Source organism: Caulobacter sp. (assembly GCF_965279145.1).
Classification (GTDB): domain Bacteria; phylum Pseudomonadota; class Alphaproteobacteria; order Caulobacterales; family Caulobacteraceae; genus Caulobacter.
On the sequence record NZ_OZ257139.1, the window covers coordinates 151922 to 167568 of the forward strand.

Below are 15647 nucleotides of genomic sequence, written 5' to 3' on the forward strand. Positions count from 1 at the left end.
AAAAACAACAAATCATCGGGAGAGAAGCGTCTTGGAGAAGGAATCAATCGTGCGTTGATAAATGAAATAAGGGGGCTCTTAATGAATCGGCGTTTTAAAACGACTCTGCTCGCAGGTATTTCTGCGATGTGCGTTACTATTGGATACTCTATTACGGCACAGGCCGCCGAAAATCCGGCCGATCCTGCGGTGGATACCGCTTCCGAAATCGAAACCGTGGTCGTCACGGCGCGCGGCAAGCCCCGCACGGTTCTCGACAGCGCGGTTCCCGTCGACTCCTTCAGCGAAGGCGACCTGAAATCGGCGGCCTTCACCGACACCAACGACATTCTGAAGACGCTGGTCCCGTCCTATACCCTGGCTCGCGAGCCGATCTCGGACGGCGCCACCTTCATCCGCCCCGCCTCGCTGCGCGGCCTGCCCACCGACAAGACCCTGTTCATGGTCAATGGCAAGCGCCGCCACCGTTCGGCCCTGGTCAGCATCGGCGGCACCGGCTCGCAGGCGCCCGACGCGGCGACCATCCCCGCCTCGGCCCTCAAGAACGTGGTCGTCACCCGTGACGGCGCCGGCGCGCAGTACGGTTCGGACGCCATCGCCGGCGTCATCGACTTCCAGCTGAAGGACAGCCCCAGCGGCGGTTCGCTGACCGCACAATACGGCCAGTTCTATCTGGGCGACGGTGAAGACGTGCTGGTGACCGGCAATCTGGGCGTTCCGCTCGGCGACAGCGGCTTCGTCAACGGCACGTTCGAATACACCAGCCAGAACCAGGTCAATCGCGGCAAGCAGTACTGCAACGTCGGCATTCCCAACCAGTCGGCCGGCTTCTGCGTCACCAGCTATGCGGCGGCCAATCCGTCGTATGGCGCCCTGATCACCGACTATGTGCAGAAGTGGGGTCAGCCCGACGCCGAAGCCCTGCGCGGCGTGGTCAACGCCGGCTACGACATCTCCGACACGATGTCGCTCTACGCCTTCGCCAACTATTCGAAGAGCAAGGCGACCGAGTATTTCAACTATCGTCCGCCGGTCAGCAACGCGGTCAACGCCACGCCGATCCGTCAGAAGGACGGCTCGATCTTCCTGTTCAGCTCGATCTTCCCGGCCGGCTTCACGCCGATGTTCGGCGGCAACATCACCGACTACAGCCTGACCGGCGGCCTCAAGGGCAAGCTGAGCAACGGCCTGCAGTATGATTTCAGCGGCCGCTACGGCAACGACAAGCTGGTCTACACCCTGTGGGACACCGTCAACCCGTCGATGGGTCCGGCCTCGCCAAAGTCGTTCTATGTCGGCTCGCTGATCTCGACGGAATCGGCCGCCAACGCCGACTTCGCCTATGACTACGCCGTGGCCGGCCTGAACACCCCGATCACGCTGAACTTCGGCGCCGAATACCGCAAGGAAGGCTACGAGATCGGCGCGGGCGACGTGCCCTCCTACGTCGCGGGCACCTATGCCGTGCCCAACCCGTACGGCTTCTGCAACACCACGACCCACACCGCGACCGCCGCCGGCCTGGCCCTGCCGGCCACCGCCGGCCTGAACTGCGCCAACTACCTGTCCAGCGACGCCGACGGCTTCGCCGGCATCGAACCGACCTACAACGCCCTGGCGGTGGGCTCGAACGGCGCCCCGGGTTCGCCCCCGGCCTATGCCGGCAAGCTGACCCGCGACTCCTACGCCGGTTACGCCGAAGCCTCGGCCAACGTCACCGAGGCCTGGTACGTGGACGCCGCCGTTCGTGGCGAGCACTTCTCTGACTTCGGCAGCACCTGGAACGGCAAGCTCGCAACGCAGTACCAGATCAACGATAAGTTCGGGGTTCGCGCCTCGATCGGGTCCGGCTTCCGCGCGCCGACCCCGGGCCAGTTGTTCACGACCAACGTCTCGACCCGCGTCGAGAATGGCGCGATCATCGCCTCGGGCCTGTTCCCGGCCACCAACCCGGTGGCCCAGTTCATGGGCGCCAAGGTCCTGAAGCCCGAAAAGTCGCTGAACATCGCGGCCGGCTTCACCGCCTCGCCGATCGATGGCCTGAGCCTGACGGTCGACGCCTACAGCATCAAGATCAAGGACCAGTTCTACGCCACCACCCCGATCACGGTGACGGCGACCATCAAGGCGGCCCTGCTGGCGGCCAGCGTGCCCGGCGCCGACACCATCGGCCAGGTGCAGTTCTATCAGAACGCCTTCGACTCCACGACCACCGGCGTCGACGTCGTCGCCACCTACAAGGTCAACTGGGCCAACGGCCAGTCGACCAGCTTCACGGCCAGCGGCAACTACAACAAGTTCAAGATCGACAAGGTCTTCTCGGCGCAGTTCTTCGACGCCGAAGGGGTCTTCGACTTCGAGAACGCCCAGCCCCGCTGGCGCTCGGTCCTGTCGGCCAGCCATGAGGTCGGCAAGCTGAAGGCCGTCGTCCGCGCCAATATCTGGGGGCCGTACAAGAACCAGTTCAGCGTCGCCAACCCGATCGTCCAGAAGTGGGATCCGGAAGTCTTCGTCGACACCGAGTTCAGCTACAAGGCGACCGACGCCTACACGGTCTCGGTCGGGGCCCGGAACCTGTTCGCCAACTATCCCGATCCCGACAAGACCGGCGAGTCGGCCACCAACGGCCGCATCTATCGCTCGGACTCGGTCACCGATTGGCAGGGCGGCTTCTGGTACCTGAAGGCCACCGCGACCTTCTAGGGTTCGCGATCCAGCCACAACGGAAGGGCCAGGCGAAAGCCTGGCCCTTTTGCGTTGCGACCAGTCAGGCTGGCCGCCCTCCCCGCCGTCGGTCGCGCGTTTTACAGGGCCTTGCCCATCCGGATCAGGGGCACCGCGTAGCCGCTGGACGTCGCCGCCGTGAAGGGCTCGATGTCGTGATAGCCGCAGGCGCGGTACAGCGGCTCGCCGCCCAGGGTCGCGGCCAGTTCGCAGCGGGTGAAGCCCTCGGCCGCCGCCGCCGCCTCGCAGGCCGCCAGCACCATCCGCCCCACACCTTTGCGGGTGTGATCGGGATGGGTGTACATCGCCCGCACCCGCGCGGCGTCTCGCGCCGGGTCCAGAACGGCCGCGTCGCGTCCGGCCGAATGATCGCCCCCAAACAGCGTGGCGCGCCGGCTCCAGCCGCCGCAACCGGCGATCGCATCGCCATCCTCGACCACGAAATAGGTCCCGTCGCTGATCAATTGGGTGTCCAGGCCCATGATCTCATACGAGGCCTTCACCCCCTCGGGCGGCAGAAATCCCTGAAGCAGCGCGCCGATCGCCGCGTCCATCAGGGCCGACAGAACAGGCATGTCCTCGTGACGGGCCAGACGCAGGCGGAGGGGGGCTGGGGTGACGCTCATGGAGACTCCTTCAACGTCCGACGGCGGACTGGGCAAAGACCGATTCCGTCCCGACGCGCTTATCTTTCCGGCCCGCCCACGGTTCGCACAGGCGGCGCTCACGGCGCCCAAGCGGGGAGCATCCCGCCCTGATCTAACATGTCAGATCGGACCACGTTCGAAATGGGTTGCGCCCGTTGCCCTGAAATTTCGTGATGCACGGGACCTCGGCGGAGACGCGTCCGACCGAGGCGATATGCGTGTATCGTCACCACCGACACAGGCATTCAAAAAGCGTCGGGGTTTTTAAGCGGGCGAGATTTTCATGGACATGATTGAAGGCGCGGCGACGGGCGGAGTGCTCACCCGGCGGCGGTTTTTTGAAGGGCTGGCCGCGGTCGGCGGGATTTCCCTGGCGCTGTCGGGCATGGACGCCCTGGGCTTTGGCATGGCGTCGGCCACCGAGCTGCCCCCCACCCTGACGGGCGGAGCCAAGGGGACGAAGGTCGTCATCCTCGGCGCGGGTCTGGCCGGCATGACCGCGGCCTATGAAATGAGCAAGGCCGGCTATCAGGTCCAGATCCTGGAAGCGCGATCCTTCGCCGGCGGCCGCTGCCAGTCGGCCCGCAAGGGTTTCCAGCACACCGACCTGATCGGCCACAAGCAGACCTGTGAGTTCGACGAGGGGCTGTATATCAACCACGGTCCGTGGCGGATCCCGTATCACCACCGCTCGACCCTGCACTACACCAAGCTGTTTGGCGTCCTGCTGGAGAGCTTCGTCAACGACAACGACGCGGCCTATGTCTATTTCGAGAAGGGCAAGGGTCCGCTGGCCGGCAAGCCGGTCCGCAAGGGCGAGCTCGCGGCCGACGCGCGCGGCTACGCCGCCGAGCTGATCGCCAAGGCCGCCAGCAAGGGCGACCTGGACGCGGCCCTGTCGCCGGCCGACCGCGAGACCTTCATCGCCTACATGATCAATGAGGGCCGTCTGTCACCCAAGGATCTGGCCTATACGGGCACGGAAGGTCGCGGCTTCTCGGTGCATCCGGGCGCCGGCGTCGATCCCGGCCCAGGCAAGCAACTGCCGCCGTTCGCGTTCAAGGACGTGCTCGACAGCAAGGCCTGGCGCGTCCTGTCTTCGGTCACCGGCTACGAGCAGCAGCGCACCATGCTGCAGCCCATCGGCGGCATGGACCAGATCGCCAAGGGCTTCGAAAGGCAGGTCGGCTCGATGATCCGCTACTCGACAGTGGTCGAGAAGATCAAGCAGTCCGACAAGGGCGTGACGGTCTCGTTCAAGGATGGCTCGGGCAAGACCGGCGAGATCACCGCCGACTACTGCATCTGCACCATCCCGCTCAGCGTGCTCAAGCAGATCGACCTGGACGCCTCGGCGCCGTTCAAGGCGGCGATGGAAGGCGTGTCCTACGCCCCGGTCAACAAGATCGGCCTGCAGATGAAGACGAGGTTCTGGGAGGAGAACCACCACATCTATGGCGGCCACATCTATAACGACATGCCCGGCATCGGCACGATCACCCTGCCCTCCACCGGCTGGCAGAGCCAGAAGGGCGTGCTGCTGGGCTATTACGCGTTTGGCGGCGAGGCGGTGAAGATCAGCATGAAGACCCCGGCCGAACGCGCGGCGTTCGCCGTGGCCGGCGGCCAGAAGGTGTTCCCGGAATATACCGACAGCTTCGAGAACGCCTTCTCGTTCTCCTGGCACCTGGCCGAGTTCAATCTCGGCGGCTGGGCCGAATGGAGCCCGGACGGTCGCCGCGACTCCTATCCTCTGCTGTGCCAGCCCGACGGTCGGCTCTATCTCGCCGGTGAACACCTCAGCTACCTTGGCGGTTGGCAGGCCGGGGCCATCGAGTCGGCCTGGCAGCAAATCGCCAAGATCCACGCCCGCGTGCAGCAGGCCTGAAACCCGAGGACCCGATGATTTTCGCTTCCCGCTTTTCCCTGCTGGCGCTGGCCCTGGCGGTGTCGGCGCCCGGGATCGCCCTGGCCGCGCCACCGCCGCAGGGTCTGTTCATGGACAACTGCTCGGCCTGCCATCAGGCCACCGGCAAGGGTATCAAGGGGGCCTTCCCCGCCCTGGCCGGTTCGCCGCTCGTGCAGGGCGAAGCCTCCATCGTCGTCAGCACCGTTCTGAACGGCCGCGCGGGCATGCCCGCGTTCAAGGACGATCTCAGCGACGCCGACCTGGCGGCGATCCTCACCTATGTCCGCTCGTCCTGGGGCAACAAGGCCAAGCCGGTGACGGCCGCCGATGTCGCCAAGGTCCGCAAGGCGCCCCCGAGCGCCCGCGGCCTGCAAGCCCACTGATCGATCCCTTCAAGGAGATGACCATGAAACGCTTTGCTCCCCTCGCCGCCGGCCTGGCCCTGGCCGCTGTCTTCGCCGGCTCGGCCTCGGCCCAGATCGTCCGCGGCGGCGATCCCAAGTCGCCGATCGCCAGCGTCGTCACCGTGCCGGCCGGCTATGACACCATCTATGTCAGCGGCATGACCCCGCCGATGCTGGACCCCAAGGGCGATCCGGCCCTGACCGCCACCTTCGGCGACACCAAAGCCCAGACCCTGGGCGTGCTGAAGCGCATCGAGGACGCCCTGAAGACTCAAGGCGCCACCATGGGCGACGTCGTGATGATGCGCGTTCTGCTGGTCGGTGACCCGGCCAAGGGCGGCAAGATGGACTTTCCCGGCATGATGGAGGGCTACAAGACCTTCTTCGGCACCGCCGAACAGCCCAACAAGCCCTCGCGCATCACCAGCCAGATCGTCTCGCTGGTTCAGCCCGGGATGCTGGTCGAGATCGAGGTCCAGGCCGCGAAGAAGAAGTAGCCGTCCCGTCCGGCGCGGCCGGACTGGACTGATTGATCGACAGAGGGAGATGGGTTCGCGCCTGTCTCCCTTTTGTTTTCAAGGTGTTGGCGAGCCACGCGCCGTCGAGCGAACCGTCTGGGAGCGCCTATTCACCATCTCTGGAATTTATTTCCATGACAACGTTGTCAAACAAATTGAGCCGCGCTATACAGGTCGTGCCCTTCCAGGGCGTTTCCTCCCAATGACTCGGCCGCCTTCTCCTCCTGGAGGGCGGCCGTCTTTTTGTCCGGCCCGCGCCGGCCATCATGCTTGACTCAAGCGACGGTCCGGCCGAAACGCCCCGTCCATGATCAGCCGCTACGCCCGCCCCGAAGCCGCCGCCATCTGGTCCAGCCAGACCAAGTACAAGATCTGGTTCGAGATCGAGGCCCACGCCGCCGACGCCATGGCCGAACTTGGGGTCATCCCCAAGCTGTCGGCCCAGACGATCTGGGAAAAGGGCCGCGACGCGGTCTGGGACAGCGACCGCATCGACGAGATCGAGCGCGTCACCAAGCACGACGTCATCGCCTTCCTGACCCACGTGTCGGAAATCGTCGGCCCCGAAGCCCGCTTCCTGCACCAGGGCATGACCAGCAGCGACGTGCTGGACACCTGCTTCGCCGTGCAGCTGTCGCGCTCCACCGATCTGCTGATCGAGGGCGTCGACCTGCTGCTGGCCGCGCTGAAGCGTCGGGCCCTCGAGCACAAGATGACGGTCTGCGTCGGTCGCAGCCACGGCATCCACGCCGAGCCGATCACCTTCGGCCTGAAGCTGGCCGGCTACTATGCCGAGTTCCAGCGCGCCAAGGAGCGCCTGGCCATGGCCAAGTTCGAGATCGCCACCTGCGCGATCAGCGGCGCCGTCGGCACCTTCGCCAATGTCGATCCGCGCGTCGAAGAGCATGTCGCCAAGATGATGGGCCTGACCGTCGAGCCGGTCTCGACCCAGGTCATTCCGCGCGACCGCCACGCCGCCTATTTCTGCGCCCTGGGCGTGGTCGCCTCGTCGATCGAGCGCCTGGCCACCGAGATCCGCCACCTGCAGCGCACCGAGGTGCTGGAAGCCGAAGAGCCGTTCGATCCGGGCCAGAAGGGCTCGTCGGCCATGCCGCACAAGCGCAACCCGATCCTGACCGAGAACCTGACGGGCCTGGCCCGCCTGGTCCGCTCGGCCGTGACTCCGGCGATGGAAAACGTCGCCCTCTGGCATGAGCGCGACATCAGCCACTCGTCGGTCGAGCGCGGCATTGGGCCCGACGCCACCGTCCACCTCGATTTCGCCCTGCGCCGCATGGCCAGCGTCATCGAGCGCTTCAACATCTATCCCGAGAACATGGCCAGGAACCTCGACAGGCTGGGGGGCCTGGTGTTCTCGCAGCGGGTCATGCTGGCCCTGACGCAGGAAGGCGTCTCCAGAGAGGACGCCTATGCCGCCGTGCAGGGCAACTCGATGAAGGTGTGGCGCGGCGAGGGCAAGTTCATCGACTTCCTCAAGGCCGACCCCGTGGTCTCCAAGGCCCTGTCGGACAGCGTGCTCGAAGAGCTGTTCGACTACGGCTACCACACCAAGAATGTCGACGTGATCTTCAAGCGCGTGTTCGGCGAACAGGGCTGAGCATGAGTGAGCCGCCGGTCCTTCGCCTCAATCCGGCGTTGGATCCGGCGGATATCGCCCAGGCCCTGGCGCGCGAGGGCTGGGTTCGGGTCCAAGCCGCGCTGGAAGCGCCGGTCGCTGACCGACTGGCCGGACTGCTCGAAGAGACCATCGACTGGGCCGATTGCGCGACCGCCGCCCCGTCCGAAACCGCCGACTATCTGGCCTATCCGATGCTGACCGCCCTGGCGGAAGGTCGCGACCCCGGCCACCCCATCCACACCGTGACGGCCTTCCTGGGCGCCGGCCTGCTGGAGTTCGCGCGGGCGGCGACAGGCCAGGCGCTGACCTTGCGAACGGCGGAGGCGCGCCTCTACGGCCCGGGACACTTCCAGGGCCTGACCCAGGACACCGGCCTCGGCTTCAGCCTGGATCTCACCCGCTGGTGGCGACCTGATTGGGGCGGACAGCTGTTGTTCCACGACGCGGCCGGCGACATCGCGCGCGGCCTGGCCCCCGATCTCGGCGGCCTGATCCTGTTCGACGCCGCCCGACCGCACTCGATCGCCCCTGTGGCGCCGGCCTCGCCCAGGCCACGCCTGGCCATCGAAGGGCGTCTTGGGTGACGACGTCGCCCCGCAAGCGCGGCTTTCCACCCGTCGTCGACGCCCGCACCCGCCTGCTGATCCTGGGCAGCCTGCCCGGCGAGGCCTCACTGGCCGCCGGCGAGTATTATGGAAATCCGCGCAACGCCTTCTGGCGCCTGCTGGAGGGCGTGCTGGACGAAGCCCTCGTTCCCCTGCCCTACGCCGAGCGCCTGGCCGTCCTGCAACGACATGGCGTGGGCCTGTGGGACGTGGTCGCCGAGGCCGAGCGGCGCGGCAGCCTCGACTCCTCGATCCTCAAACCCGACGCCAACGACCTGCTGGCCCTGGTCGAAACCCTGCCGGCCCTGCGCGCCGTCGCTTTCAACGGCGGCACGGCGGCCAGGCTGGGCTCGCGCCTGCTGGCGCCGGCGGCGGACCGCCTCGCCCTGATCGCCCTGCCCTCGTCCAGCCCCGCCCACGCGGCGCGGAGTTTGGCGCAGAAGGCGGCGGCGTGGAGCGTGTTGACGTCGGTCCTGGATGCGCGATCTACCAGAAGCGACTGACGCCGAAGCTGTCGAACACCGGCTCGTTGGAGACCAGTGTCATCGGTTCAAGAAGGCCCTGCGCGATCAGCAGACGATCGAACGGGTCCTTGTGGGAGATGGGCAAAGACCCCGCGCATTCAGCGTGCGCCATCGTGATCGGCAGCGGCAAGAACCCCTTCTCCGCCACCGTCGCTTCGAACCGCTTGGCCAGGATTTCCGCAGAAGGCAGCTTGCCGAGCCGAAACTTGGTCGTCACCTCCATCGCCGACACGGCGCTGACGAATACCTCATGCGCATCATCCTGAAGGGCGATACGCACCGCCAACGGCAGGCTTTCAGAGCCCGCGAGGAACCAAAGCAGGGCGTGGGTGTCGAGCAGGAACCTCAAACAGTATCGCCTTCCCAAAGCGCCAATTCGTCATCGGGCAGAGGCTCAAAAAACGTCTCATCCACTGCAATCTGCCCCCTCATCGATCCGAACACGCGCTTGGAAGGCGTCGGCGAAACGGGAACAAGACGGCCTATAGGCGTCTTACCCCGCGCGATGACCACTTCGCCGCCGGCTTCGACCTCGGCGAGCAGGCGGGATAGATTGGTCTTGGCGTAGTGAATGGTGACAACTGTCATGGCGGCCTCACTTAGCTAAACAAATTAGCTAAGACGGCGATTTCAGGCAAGCGCGTCGCCAAGCCGCACATTACGCGATTTTCATCTGCGTTCCGCCCGCGCTTGGGGCAGCATCGCGCCTTCCTGGGGAGAGACTTCCAATCATGCGCCTGATCCTGCTGGCCGCGACATCCGCCGCCGCTCTTTGCCTGGCCGCTCCGGCCGCCTTCGCCGCTGATTCCAAGCCGATGTACGGCGCCTGGGGCGTCGACCTGACCGCGCGCGACACCTCGGTCTCGCCGGGAACCAACTTCGACAAGTATGCCAACGGCGCCTGGGAGGCCCGGACCCAGATCCCCGCCGACCAGCCCTCGGCCGGTGTCGGCTATGACGTCTTCAACCGCTCGCAGGACCAGCTGCGCACCCTGATCGAGACCGCCGACGCCTCGACCCAGATCGGCGGCCTCTACAAGAGCTTCACCGACGAGGCCCGCGTCGAGGCGGTGGACGACAAGCCGCTGAAGGCCGACCTGGCCGCGATCGGCGCCGCCAAGACCAAGGCCGAGTTCGCCCTGGCCATGGCCTGCGCCCATGGCGGCTTCGGCGCCGACATCTTCTCGCTGGACGTCTACGCGGACGCCAAGACCCCCGAGATCAACACGATCTATATCGGCCAGTCGGGCCTGGGCCTGCCTGACCGAGACTACTATCTGACCGACGGCTTCAAGCCGCAGCTGGCGGCCTATACGGCCTTTGTCGAGCGCGCCCTGAAGTCGGCCGGCCATGCCGATCCGGCCAAGGCCGCCGCCGACGTCGTCGCCTTCGAGACCGCCATCGCCAAGGTCAGCTGGGCCGTGGCAGAGCGCCGCGACATCGACAAGGTCTACAACCCCGTCAGTGTGGTCGAACTCAACAGCTATGCGCCGAACTTTCCGTGGTCGGATTACCTCACCGCCGCCGGGATGCCCGGCCTGACCAAGGTGGTGCTGGGCGAGAAGACCGCCGTGCGCGACATCGCCAAGATCTATAACGACACGTCGCTGGACACGCTGAAGGCCTGGCAGACCTTCCACACCATCGAGGAAGCCTCGCCCTATCTCTCCAAGCGGTTCGTCGACAGCCGGTTCGAATATGTGAAGGTGCTCAGCGGCCAGTCGGCGCTGCGTCCGCGCTGGAAGCGCGGCGTCAGCCTGGTGGACGGCAGCCTGGGCGAAGTGGTCGGCCAGACCTATGTCGCCAAGTATTTCCCGCCCGAATCAAAGGCCAAGATGGTCGAGCTGATCGCCAATCTTAAGACGGCGATGTCGCAGCGCATCGACAAGGCCCCGTGGATGGCGGCCGCCACCAAGACCGAGGCCCAGACCAAGCTCTCGAAGATGCAGGTCATGGTCGGCTATCCCGACAAGTGGCGCGACTATTCGGGTCTGAAGATCGACGTCACCGACCTCTACGGCAACGTCAAGCGCAGCCGGGCCTTCGAGTGGAACTACGCCCTGGGCGACCTGGGCAAGCCGGTCGATCACGGCAAGTGGGGCATGACCCCACAGACCGTGAACGCCTATAACGGTGGCTTGGAGAACAAGATCGTCTTCCCGGCCGGCATCCTGCAGGCGCCGTTCTTCGACCCGGCCGCCGATCCGGCCGTGAACTATGGCGCGATCGGCGCGGTGATCGGTCACGAGATCAGCCACGGCTTCGACGACCAGGGCCGCAAGATCGACGCCAAGGGCGCCCTGCGCGACTGGTGGACGCCCGAGGACGCCAAGCGCTTCGAGGCCCAGGCCGAAATTCTGGGCAAGCAGTACGACGGCTACGAGGCCGCCCCCGGCATGTTCATCAACGGCAAGCTGACCATGGGCGAGAACATCGCCGACCTGGCCGGCCTGCAGGTGGCGCTCGACGCCTATCACGCCTCGCTGGGCGGCAAGCCGGCGCCGGTGATCGACGGCATGACCGGCGACCAGCGCCTGTTCCTGGCCTTCGCCCAGGCCTGGCAGGACAAGTCGCGCGACGACTCGCTCAAGCAGCAGATGGCGTCCGATCCGCACTCGCCCTCGGCGTTCCGCGTCATCGGTCCGACGCGCAATGTCGACGCCTGGTACGACGCCTTCGGCGTCAAGCCGGGCGAGACCTATTACCTCAAGCCCGAGGCCCGCTCGCGGGTCTGGTAGCGTCGGCTGACCACAAGCACGGCAATGGCGGGGGCGTGGTGATCACGCCCCCGCTTTTGTTTGTCGGGATCAGTTTTCGGAGGCAGGCTGGCGCGATGACCTATGCGCGCGCCGTGGCCGGAACGACCTATGCCTTCGAGGGGCTGGGCGATGTGATGGCCAAGGCCTCGCCGCTCCGCTCGGGCGATGTGCTGGCCGGCGTCGCGGCGACCTCCGCCCAGCAGAACGTCGCCGCCAAGATGGTCCTGGCCGACACGCCGCTGAAGGCCTTCCTGTCCGAGGCCCTGGTCCCCTATGAGACCGACGAGGTCACGCGCCTGATCCTCGACAGTCACGACCCGGCGGCCTTCGCGCCGGTGGCCAGCCTGACCGTCGGCGGCTTCCGCGACTGGTTGCTGTCGGAGCGCGCCACACCGGCGGCGCTCTCGCGCCTCGCCCCGGGGCTGACACCGGAAATGGTCGCCGCGGTCAGCAAGATCATGCGCAACCAGGACCTGATCCTGGCGGCCAGCAAATGCCGGGTGACGACCAGGTTCCGCAACACCATTGGCCTGCCCGGGACCATGGCCGTGCGGCTGCAGCCCAACCATCCCACCGACGACCCGGCCGGGATCACCGCCTCGATGCTGGACGGCCTCCTGTATGGCTGCGGCGACGCGGTGATCGGCATCAACCCGGCCAGCGACAACCTGTCGGTGCTGGGCGATCTGGTCCGACTGATGGACGATGTGATCCAGCGCTTCGAGATCCCGACCCAGTCCTGCGTGCTGACCCACGTGACCAGCGCCATCGCCCTGATCGAGCGCGGCGCGCCGGTGGACCTGGTGTTCCAGTCGATCGCGGGCACAGAAGCGGCCAATGCCAGCTTCGGGGTCACCCTGTCGCTGCTGCAGGAAGGCCTGGACGCCGGCCGGTCGCTGAAGCGCGGCACGGTGGGCGACAACGTCATGTATTTCGAGACCGGCCAGGGCTCGGCCCTGTCGGCCGGGGCGCATCACGGGATCGACCAGCAGACGCTTGAGGCCAGAGCGTACGGCGTGGCGCGGGCGTTCGAGCCGCTGCTGGTCAACACCGTGGTCGGCTTCATCGGCCCCGAATATCTCTACGACGGCAAGCAGATCATCCGGGCGGGGCTGGAAGACCACTTCTGCGGCAAGCTGCTGGGCGCGCCGCTGGGCGTGGACGTCTGCTACACCAACCACGCCGAGGCCGACCAGGACGACATGGACAGCCTGCTGACCCTGCTGGCGACGGCGGGCGTCACCTTCATCATGGGCGTGCCCGGCGCCGACGACGTGATGCTGAACTACCAGTCGACCTCGTTCCACGACGCCCTCTATGTCCGCGATCTGCTGGGCCTGAAGCGCGCGCCGGAGTTCGAGGCCTGGCTGGAGCGCTTGAAGATCACCGGCGCCGACGGCCGCCTGGCGCCGTCCTCGGCCGGCCATCCGCTGCTGACGGTCGGCGCATGACGGCGCCCGTTCCGCCCGATCCCTGGACGGCCCTGCGCCGGCACACCACCGCCCGCATCGCCCTGGGCCGGACAGGCGCCAGCCTGCCGACCCACGAGGTGCTGGCCTTCGCCCTGGCCCACGCCCAGGCGCGCGACGCGGTGCATACGGCCTTCCAGGCCGGGGAGGTGTCCGAGGCCATCGAAGCGCTGGGCCTGCCCACCCTGCCGGTCGAGAGCGCCGCGCCCGACCGCGCGACCTATCTGCGTCGGCCAGACCTGGGGCGACGGTTGTCCGCCGCCAGCCGCGACCTGCTGACGGCGCGCTCTCACAAGCCGGCGGACCTGGCCATCGTTGTCGCAGACGGCCTGTCCAGCACCGCTGTCCATGCCCACGCCGCGCCGCTGATCGCCGCCCTGCTGCCGCTTGTCCGCGCCGAGGGCTGGAGTCTGGCTCCCGTCGCCGTCGCCCATCAGGCCCGCGTGGCCCTGGGCGACGAGGTGGGCCAGATCCTGGGCGCTCGCCTGGTCCTGCTGCTGGTGGGCGAGCGGCCGGGCCTGTCGTCGCCCGACAGCCTGGGCGCCTACCTGACCTTCGCGCCGAGGGTGGGGCTGACCGACGCGGCGCGAAACTGCGTCTCCAATATCCGGGGCGAAGGGCTGTCGTACCCGCAAGCCGCGGCCAAGCTGGTCTGGCTGGCGCGCGAAGCCCTGCGCCTGGGCGAGAGCGGGGTGGCTCTGAAGGACGAGAGCGACACGGCGCTGCTGGTGGCCCATCCCACCCTGCCATCCGCATAGAATTTCATCCCTGGCTCTCCGCGACCGGATGACATGGTTTTGCGCGCCATCCCCCTCTGGCGCCGAAATAGTGAACGTTGATCGCCGAAACGGCCTTTCATCTCCCGCCAGAGTGGCCGACGCTCCCGCCAGGGCGCAGCTTCGGGAGCAATTTCGCACTCAGGGGGCTGAAGAATGAGCGAACCAACAGCAGGCGGCGGCGTCAGTTACGAAAAGGTCGACGAGGCCTATTTCGACAAGCGGGGCCTGAAGCGATACGCGGGCGTCTTCTCGCTGTGGGCGCTGGGCGTCGGCGCGGTGATCTCCGGACAGTTCTCGGGCTGGAATCTGGGCATGGGCGTCGGCGGCTGGGGCGGCATGCTGGTGGCCACCCTGATCATCACCGTCATGTATCTGGGCCTGACCTTCTCGATCGCGGAAATGGCCGCGGCCCAGCCGCACACCGGCGGGGCCTACTCCTTCGCCCGCGCCGCCATGGGGCCGTGGGGCGGCTTCATCACCGGCCTGTGCGAGAACGTCGAATATGTGCTGACCGCCGCCGTCGTCTGCTTCTTCATCGGCAGCTATCTGGGGGGCATCTTCGAGACGCCGGCCTGGGTTCAACCGCTCTACTGGGTGGGGGCCTATATCGTCTTCGTCGGCCTGAACGCCGGCGGCGTGGCGATGTCGTTCCGCTTCACCGTGTTCATCACCCTGCTGGCCCTGGCCTGCCTGGCGGTGTTCTGGATCAGCGCCCTGCCCCATGCCGACTTCATGAAATACGCCCTGAACGTGGGTCCCGGCGGGACAGAGCTGCCGAACGGCCATGGCCCCTTCCTGCCGGCGGGCATCGGCGGGGCCCTGGCCCAGCTGCCGTTCGCGGTATGGCTGTTCCTGGCCATCGAGCAACTGCCCCTGGCGGCCGAGGAATCCCATACGCCGCAGCGCGATCTGCCCAAGGGCATCATCCTGGGCATGCTGACCCTGATCGTCTCGGCCCTGCTGGTGCTGTGGCTGAACGCGTCGATCCCGGCCGGGACCTTCGCCCTGTCGAAGTCCGGCGAGCCGATCCTGGACGGCTTCCGCGCGATCTACGGCGGGGCCCTGGCCAAGGTCCTGGCGGCCGTGGCGGTAGCGGGCCTGATCGCCAGCTTCCACGCCATCATCTTCGCCTATGGTCGGCAGATCTATTCGCTGTCGCGGGCCGGCTATTTCCCGCGCGCCCTGTCGGTGACCCACGGCGTGCGCAAGACGCCGGACGTGGCCCTGATCACCGGCTCGCTGGCCGGCCTGCTGGTCATGCTGGCGGTATGGTTCGGCCTGGGCGCCGAGAAGGGCGCGGCGGTGATCGGCGGCACGCTGCTGAACATGGCCGTGTTTGGAGCCATGCTGTCCTATGTCGCCCAGGGCGTGTCGTTCATCCTGCTGCGCCGCAAGTTCCCGAACATGGAACGGCCCTACAAAAGCCGGTTCGGCCTGACCGGCGCGGGCCTGACGGTGGTCATCTCGCTGGTGACGATCGTCTATCAGCTGAAGGACCCGATCTATCGCGGGGGCGTGATCGGCGTGGCGATCTGGTTCGCGATCGGCATCGCCTATTTCGCCGCGTTCGGCCGCAAGAAGCTGGTGCTGTCGCCCGAGGAAGCCTTCGCGATCAGCGGAGGCAAGGCGACCTACGAGACCCACTAGGGCCAAAAGAAAAGGGCCGCCCT

General features: G+C 66.7%; 14 protein-coding genes. 11 read left to right on the plus strand and 3 right to left on the minus strand.

Annotation, left to right across the window (positions count from 1 at the left end):
• Window positions 1-81: 81 nt before the first annotated feature.
• The gene (locus ACQY9P_RS00705) at window positions 82-2703 is read left to right on the plus strand and encodes a TonB-dependent receptor plug domain-containing protein (RefSeq protein ID WP_421737168.1); all 2622 of its coding nucleotides are present in this window, start codon (window positions 82-84) and stop codon (window positions 2701-2703) included.
• 101 nt (window positions 2704-2804) lie between these two features.
• On the opposite strand, the gene ACQY9P_RS00710 is transcribed toward ACQY9P_RS00705, so the two are convergent.
• A complete protein-coding gene (locus ACQY9P_RS00710; protein ID WP_421737167.1) occupies window positions 2805-3350 on the minus strand; it encodes a GNAT family N-acetyltransferase in 546 nt (181 codons plus the stop codon).
• Between the two features lie 304 nt (window positions 3351-3654).
• On the opposite strand from ACQY9P_RS00710, the gene ACQY9P_RS00715 reads away from it, so the two are divergent.
• From ACQY9P_RS00715 to ACQY9P_RS00740, 6 genes are all read left to right on the plus strand, one after another.
• Entirely contained in the window at window positions 3655-5259 is a 1605-nt protein-coding gene (locus tag ACQY9P_RS00715) for a flavin monoamine oxidase family protein (protein ID WP_421737166.1), read from the plus strand.
• Between the two features lie 14 nt (window positions 5260-5273).
• Window positions 5274-5663: a c-type cytochrome gene (locus ACQY9P_RS00720; protein WP_421737165.1), complete on the plus strand. Its 390-nt coding sequence runs from the start codon at window positions 5274-5276 to the stop codon at window positions 5661-5663.
• A gap of 23 nt (window positions 5664-5686) precedes the next feature.
• Entirely contained in the window at window positions 5687-6181 is a 495-nt protein-coding gene (locus ACQY9P_RS00725; protein WP_421737164.1) for a RidA family protein, read from the plus strand.
• A 328-nt stretch (window positions 6182-6509) separates the two neighbouring features.
• A complete protein-coding gene (gene purB / locus ACQY9P_RS00730) occupies window positions 6510-7820 on the plus strand; it encodes an adenylosuccinate lyase (RefSeq protein ID WP_421737163.1) in 1311 nt (436 codons plus the stop codon).
• A 2-nt stretch (window positions 7821-7822) separates the two neighbouring features.
• A complete protein-coding gene (locus tag ACQY9P_RS00735; RefSeq protein WP_421737162.1) occupies window positions 7823-8425 on the plus strand; it encodes a 2OG-Fe(II) oxygenase family protein in 603 nt (200 codons plus the stop codon).
• Window positions 8422-8949 (plus strand): DNA-deoxyinosine glycosylase, encoded by a 528-nt coding sequence (locus ACQY9P_RS00740; protein WP_421737161.1) that lies wholly within the window; start codon window positions 8422-8424, stop codon window positions 8947-8949. Before ACQY9P_RS00735 ends, ACQY9P_RS00740 begins: the two co-directional genes overlap by 4 nt.
• On the opposite strand, the gene ACQY9P_RS00745 is transcribed toward ACQY9P_RS00740, so the two are convergent.
• A complete protein-coding gene (locus tag ACQY9P_RS00745) occupies window positions 8933-9319 on the minus strand; it encodes a type II toxin-antitoxin system VapC family toxin (RefSeq protein WP_421737160.1) in 387 nt (128 codons plus the stop codon). The genes ACQY9P_RS00740 and ACQY9P_RS00745 overlap by 17 nt on opposite strands.
• On the minus strand, window positions 9316-9558 hold the full coding sequence (locus ACQY9P_RS00750; RefSeq protein ID WP_421737159.1) for a type II toxin-antitoxin system Phd/YefM family antitoxin: 243 nt from the start codon (window positions 9556-9558) through the stop codon (window positions 9316-9318). Before ACQY9P_RS00750 ends, ACQY9P_RS00745 begins: the two co-directional genes overlap by 4 nt.
• A gap of 143 nt (window positions 9559-9701) precedes the next feature.
• Here ACQY9P_RS00750 and ACQY9P_RS00755 point away from each other — a divergent pair, with 143 nt between their 5' ends.
• The 4 genes from ACQY9P_RS00755 to ACQY9P_RS00770 all read left to right on the plus strand — a co-directional run bounded on the left by ACQY9P_RS00755 (window position 9702) and on the right by ACQY9P_RS00770 (window position 15624).
• Complete coding sequence (locus ACQY9P_RS00755) at window positions 9702-11708, plus strand: M13 family metallopeptidase (RefSeq protein WP_421737158.1); 2007 nt, start codon at window positions 9702-9704, stop codon at window positions 11706-11708.
• A gap of 95 nt (window positions 11709-11803) precedes the next feature.
• Window positions 11804-13180, plus strand: a complete 1377-nt coding sequence (locus tag ACQY9P_RS00760) for an ethanolamine ammonia-lyase subunit EutB (RefSeq protein ID WP_421737157.1) — start codon at window positions 11804-11806, stop codon at window positions 13178-13180.
• Complete coding sequence (gene eutC / locus ACQY9P_RS00765) at window positions 13177-13956, plus strand: ethanolamine ammonia-lyase subunit EutC (RefSeq protein WP_421737156.1); 780 nt, start codon at window positions 13177-13179, stop codon at window positions 13954-13956. The genes ACQY9P_RS00760 and eutC overlap by 4 nt, the downstream gene beginning before the upstream one ends.
• 174 nt (window positions 13957-14130) lie before the next feature.
• Window positions 14131-15624: an amino acid permease gene (locus ACQY9P_RS00770; RefSeq protein WP_421737155.1), complete on the plus strand. Its 1494-nt coding sequence runs from the start codon at window positions 14131-14133 to the stop codon at window positions 15622-15624.
• Window positions 15625-15647 lie beyond the last annotated feature (23 nt).

Excerpts from the sequence above, each read along its gene's own strand:
- ACQY9P_RS00760 (WP_421737157.1), top strand. The coding sequence starts at position 11,804 with ATGACCTATGCGCGCGCCGTGGCCGGAACGACCTATGCCTTCGAGGGG.
- ACQY9P_RS00750 (WP_421737159.1), bottom strand. The coding sequence starts at position 9,558 with ATGACAGTTGTCACCATTCACTACGCCAAGACCAATCTATCCCGCCTG.
- ACQY9P_RS00715 (WP_421737166.1), top strand. The coding sequence starts at position 3,655 with ATGGACATGATTGAAGGCGCGGCGACGGGCGGAGTGCTCACCCGGCGG.
- eutC (WP_421737156.1), top strand. The coding sequence starts at position 13,177 with ATGACGGCGCCCGTTCCGCCCGATCCCTGGACGGCCCTGCGCCGGCAC.
- ACQY9P_RS00770 (WP_421737155.1), top strand. The coding sequence starts at position 14,131 with ATGAGCGAACCAACAGCAGGCGGCGGCGTCAGTTACGAAAAGGTCGAC.
- ACQY9P_RS00725 (WP_421737164.1), top strand. The coding sequence starts at position 5,687 with ATGAAACGCTTTGCTCCCCTCGCCGCCGGCCTGGCCCTGGCCGCTGTC.
- ACQY9P_RS00735 (WP_421737162.1), top strand. The coding sequence starts at position 7,823 with ATGAGTGAGCCGCCGGTCCTTCGCCTCAATCCGGCGTTGGATCCGGCG.
- ACQY9P_RS00705 (WP_421737168.1), top strand. The coding sequence starts at position 82 with ATGAATCGGCGTTTTAAAACGACTCTGCTCGCAGGTATTTCTGCGATG.
- ACQY9P_RS00710 (WP_421737167.1), bottom strand. The coding sequence starts at position 3,350 with ATGAGCGTCACCCCAGCCCCCCTCCGCCTGCGTCTGGCCCGTCACGAG.
- purB (WP_421737163.1), top strand. The coding sequence starts at position 6,510 with ATGATCAGCCGCTACGCCCGCCCCGAAGCCGCCGCCATCTGGTCCAGC.
- ACQY9P_RS00755 (WP_421737158.1), top strand. The coding sequence starts at position 9,702 with ATGCGCCTGATCCTGCTGGCCGCGACATCCGCCGCCGCTCTTTGCCTG.
- ACQY9P_RS00720 (WP_421737165.1), top strand. The coding sequence starts at position 5,274 with ATGATTTTCGCTTCCCGCTTTTCCCTGCTGGCGCTGGCCCTGGCGGTG.